General features: G+C 35.9%; 6 protein-coding genes. All 6 read right to left on the bottom strand.

Features of this window, described 5'->3' with window-relative positions; genetic code table 11:
- Positions 1-3: 3 nt before the first annotated feature.
- Entirely contained in the window at positions 4-195 is a 192-nt protein-coding gene (gene atpE / locus ACR2MV_RS03390) for an ATP synthase F0 subunit C (protein ID WP_142784445.1), read from the bottom strand.
- A gap of 33 nt (positions 196-228) precedes the next feature.
- Positions 229-1305 carry a F0F1 ATP synthase subunit A gene (gene atpB, locus ACR2MV_RS03385; RefSeq protein ID WP_434020492.1) on the bottom strand — a complete coding sequence of 359 codons (1077 nt, stop codon included), beginning with the start codon at positions 1303-1305 and terminating at the stop codon, positions 229-231.
- 75 nt (positions 1306-1380) lie between these two features.
- On the bottom strand, positions 1381-1758 hold the full coding sequence (locus tag ACR2MV_RS03380; RefSeq protein ID WP_434020491.1) for a DUF6168 family protein: 378 nt from the start codon (positions 1756-1758) through the stop codon (positions 1381-1383).
- Positions 1759-1764: 6 nt separating this feature from the next.
- A complete protein-coding gene (locus ACR2MV_RS03375; RefSeq protein WP_434020490.1) occupies positions 1765-1983 on the bottom strand; it encodes an AtpZ/AtpI family protein in 219 nt (72 codons plus the stop codon).
- Positions 1952-2350 (bottom strand): bactofilin family protein, encoded by a 399-nt coding sequence (locus tag ACR2MV_RS03370; RefSeq protein WP_434020489.1) that lies wholly within the window; start codon positions 2348-2350, stop codon positions 1952-1954. Before ACR2MV_RS03370 ends, ACR2MV_RS03375 begins: the two co-directional genes overlap by 32 nt.
- A gap of 12 nt (positions 2351-2362) precedes the next feature.
- Positions 2363-4132, bottom strand: a 1770-nt coding sequence (locus tag ACR2MV_RS03365) for a tetratricopeptide repeat protein (protein WP_434020488.1), incomplete at its 5' end; no start/stop codon positions are given.

The following is a 4132-nucleotide window of genomic DNA, read 5'->3' as shown; positions in this document are numbered from 1 at the left end:
AGATTAAACTGCAAATAAAGCAGCAAATCCAATACCTTCAATAAGCGCCGCTGCAATCAACATCGCTGTTTGAATTTTACCAGTAGCTTCAGGTTGACGAGCAATAGCGTCCATCGCTGAACCACCAATTCTACCGATACCGATACCGGCACCAATTACAACCAATCCTGCACCTACAATAGCTGGAATTTCCATAATATATATATAATTAAAAATTAAACATTCATTTTAATGAGCTTCATCATGCTCTTCCACTGCAAAGCCGAAATAAAGGGCAGATAGCATAGTGAAAATATAAGCCTGTAATAAAGCAACTAATAACTCGATCATTGAAATAGCAAAAGAAAGTACAAATGACAAACTACTACCAATCCAATTTCTGAATACAAAAATCAAACCTACCAAACTCATCAATACGATGTGCCCTGCCATAATATTCGCATACAAACGAATCATCAGTGCAAAAGGCTTGATAAATACTCCTAACAATTCAATAGGAGCCAATATTATTTTCATTGGAACAGGTACTCCCGGCATCCAGAAGATATGTTTCCAGTAATTTTTATTTCCTGAGAACTGAGTGATAAGGAACGTCAATAGCGCCAATGCAAAAGTCACTGCGATATTTCCTGTCACGTTAATTCCAAGAGGTGTTAAACCGAAAAGGTTTAAGAACCAAACAAAGAAAAATACGGTAAGTAAAAAACTCATGTATTTTTTGTAATGATTTTCTCCAATGTTAGGAATCGCGATTTCATCTCTGATATAAACCACAATCGGTTCGAAAAACCTTCCTGGGCCCCTGGCGATTGGTCCTTTTCCAAATGACCTCGCAAGGCCGATAAAAAGAAGCAACATAAGAACACTTGTCACCATAATCATCAAAACACTTTTAGTGATAGAAAAATCCAAAGGTTTTGCATTCGTAGGGTGGTGGTGATCGTCAAAAGCTAAGGTGCCTTCAGCATCCGTCTTGTAAATTTTGTTATGGTATAATTTGTAAAAATTACCATTACTTTCAGCAACCGTTTCACCGTGATGGAACTTAGATGAAGAAAATACATGCAATCCTTCATCAATAAGAATTACAGGAAGAGAAAAACCGTAATGTATGTTTTTTTCTGTATCACTGAAAAAGATAAAATCATAAGAATCTTTGATGTGATGGTCAATACTCTCCTTGATTTCTGTTTTTATATCTCTTTCCTCTTTACTTCCTTCATGCTCTTCATGCTGGGCATTTAGGTTTAAGCTAAAAACTAAAACTGTGATTGTAAGGAATTTTACTAAAAACTTACTTTGCATCTTTGACAAATTATATTGGCTAAAAAAATCGGTGCAAATGTAATATATTTATTTGGATAGATTATAAATAAAATCTTATTTTTTTAGAAATTCGATCACGCCTAAAGTTTCAAAAATGAGACTGATCAGATACGGTATAAAAAAGGCTGCAAATTCAAGAGAGTCAAGCCCTCCATCCAATTTATAATATGGATAGAAGAAGAGGAAAAAAAAGAGAAATTTTACAAAGCTGCCACCCATGTACAGAAAGCCTAATTGCTCCGACATTTTGGTCTTTAGAAGGAATAAGGTGAGGTATATGCCAATAGCAAGAAAATAGTTAACCGCATAAGCGGCGATGATCCTGTTGTCAAAAAGAGGTAGTTCGAAATAGTTTAAGATAAAAACATGGCCCGCGAAAACCAATGTCAAAACCAATAATAGGGTGAATGAAAATTTTGAAATTGAATTCATTTTTGCTTATTCCTCCAAGTTTTTAAGCTGACGTAAAAGACTGTAAAAAGACAAGGCGATTCCTAAAAGCGTCAATACAATCGTATAGATATTGCTATCGCCATAGGTTGCATCCAGCCATTTGCCTAATTGGGCCGCAAGATAAATGGTAATCCCCATTTGCAAGCCTATCCCAGTAAGTACAATATATCTGTTAAGCCGTTTTTTTGGTTTTTTCTGTACCATTTTGGATTACTTTAACCGCACTTTTCATGGCACAGGTTGCATTAAATACAGCTCCTGGTTCTACAGACAATTTACCCATAACTACGTCACCGCTGATGTCAGCTGTACTTTTTAAAGAGAGTACCTGATCAACAATCAGTTTGCCGGAGAAGGTACCTTCAATATCTGCGTTGGTACAGTCAATTGTTCCGGATACGTTGCCGTCTTTACCGATAACTACGCGTCCACTGGTTTGAATAGTGCCTTCGATTTTCCCATCTACTCTGAAGTCTCCATCCGATTTAATATCTCCAACAAGTGAAGAGTTTCTGGCGATAATGTTACGTTCTCCAACTGGATTTGGGCTTTCTTTTTTTTCGTTGAACATAATTTTATAGTTTTAGTTTTGTTGTGATGCTTCTTTTAATTCTGAAAATTTTGCAATTGCCTCTTCGGCATAATCACTTTCTTCAGTGTTCGGATAATTTAAAATAATCTCATTTAATTTATCCATAAACTCAGCTTCTCCTTTTGTTTTATAAAGCAGATAAGCTTTTAATAATTCAAATTTGGCTTCTATTTCAAGGCCTTTGAATTTTTCGAGTCCGTCATTAACAGTTCTAAGGGAGTATTCAAAATCTTCTTCTTCATAGCACACGAAGGCAATTTTGTATAAATATTCCGGGCCGCTATCATTATTACTGTTCTCTAAAACATTTTTAGGGTTTTTTATGATTTCAGCATAACGCGATCCTGGATAATTAGTAACGATATCATCCCTGTATTTATTGCTCTGATCGATGTTAAAATACTCATAGGTTTTATAGAGATGGTATTTTACAGGCAGAATTAAATTTTCTTTCGGATCATTTTCAAGAAACTTTTCAAAATCAACCGCCGCTATTTCATATTCCTTGAACTGTTCCTTATAGATGAGGCCAAGGTTGTAATAGGCGTCATTTCTTTTTTTATTGATACTGTCCAGAACAAGGTCGCTTTTTGGAATTTGCTCCTTGTAATAGGCGATATTGAAGAGTAAACTTGTGTCAATTTCAACTTTGTTTTCAGTGACCTCCACATCGGAGTTCAATCCAACATTTTCGGCGATCAACCAGAAATCACCGGGGCTTCTGCTGCCATACTTATTTATAAATTGTTGCTTCCCGAATCCAACAAGCTGGGCATTGTAAAAATAAAATTTACCGCTGTCGTCATAATTATTTGTATTTAAAGCCATATCTCCCATACCCATGTTACCACCAAATTGTTCCCTGGCAATTTGTTCTGCTTCATATTGTAGCTTGAGCTGATTGACATATTCTTTAAAATAAATATTTTGTTCCTCATCAGACATATTGGCCAAGGTCAGTATACTATCACTTTTTCTGGCGATATTTTCATAATAAATTACATCATTCAGGCTTTCTCTTTTACGAATGATCTTACGAATTCTCTTAGTGTTCTGGTCAATAGGAATAGATAAAACGCTGTCATAATAGGCACCTGCCATTTCAAAACTCGTTTTGTCAAAATAGAAATCTCCCAGACTTTCGTAGGAGAGACTTTTCTGATATGGTTTTTTCGTGTTGTTTATTACGGACAATTCAAAAAGTCCTCTGGCTTGTTCGTCATATCCATTGGCCAATGAAATCACACCCGCCTGATAATAGAGTTCGTCTAAATAGGGTCGGTTGTCTCTGTTTTTTATGAGATCCTGCAATGTGTATGCTATGATACTTGAGCTATCAGCTTCAGAATAGTTTTTTGCCCTTTCTATCGAGGCATGAACTTTATATTTCTGAGGAATTTTTTTCATATAACTCAGAGATTCAAATATCATATTTGAAGAATCTATCTTTTCCTGCTCTCTGTAAATTTGACCGAGAATAAATAAATTACGCGCACCCTGATTCAAATCAGTCAAATAGTAGGTAGCTTTTTTAAGATGATCCACCACCAGATGTGTACTGTCTATCTGTGTATAGGCCATGGCCAACGCAGTATGTGCCTTTTCGTATTCTTCATCTGTTAGACTGACATTTCTTAAAACAGATTCCAGGGTCTCGATCGCAAGCTTTTCATTTTGAATTCGAATATGCGCTTTGGCCTTCCAGATCTTGGTTTCACGATAGAGGTTGGCGTTTGGGTAGTTTTCTATACCAAAGGTAAA

The organism is Lutimonas sp. (assembly GCF_051011215.1).
In the GTDB taxonomy this organism is placed as follows: Bacteria; Bacteroidota; Bacteroidia; order Flavobacteriales; family Flavobacteriaceae; genus Lutimonas.
This window is presented reverse-complemented; position numbering and strand designations above follow the sequence as displayed.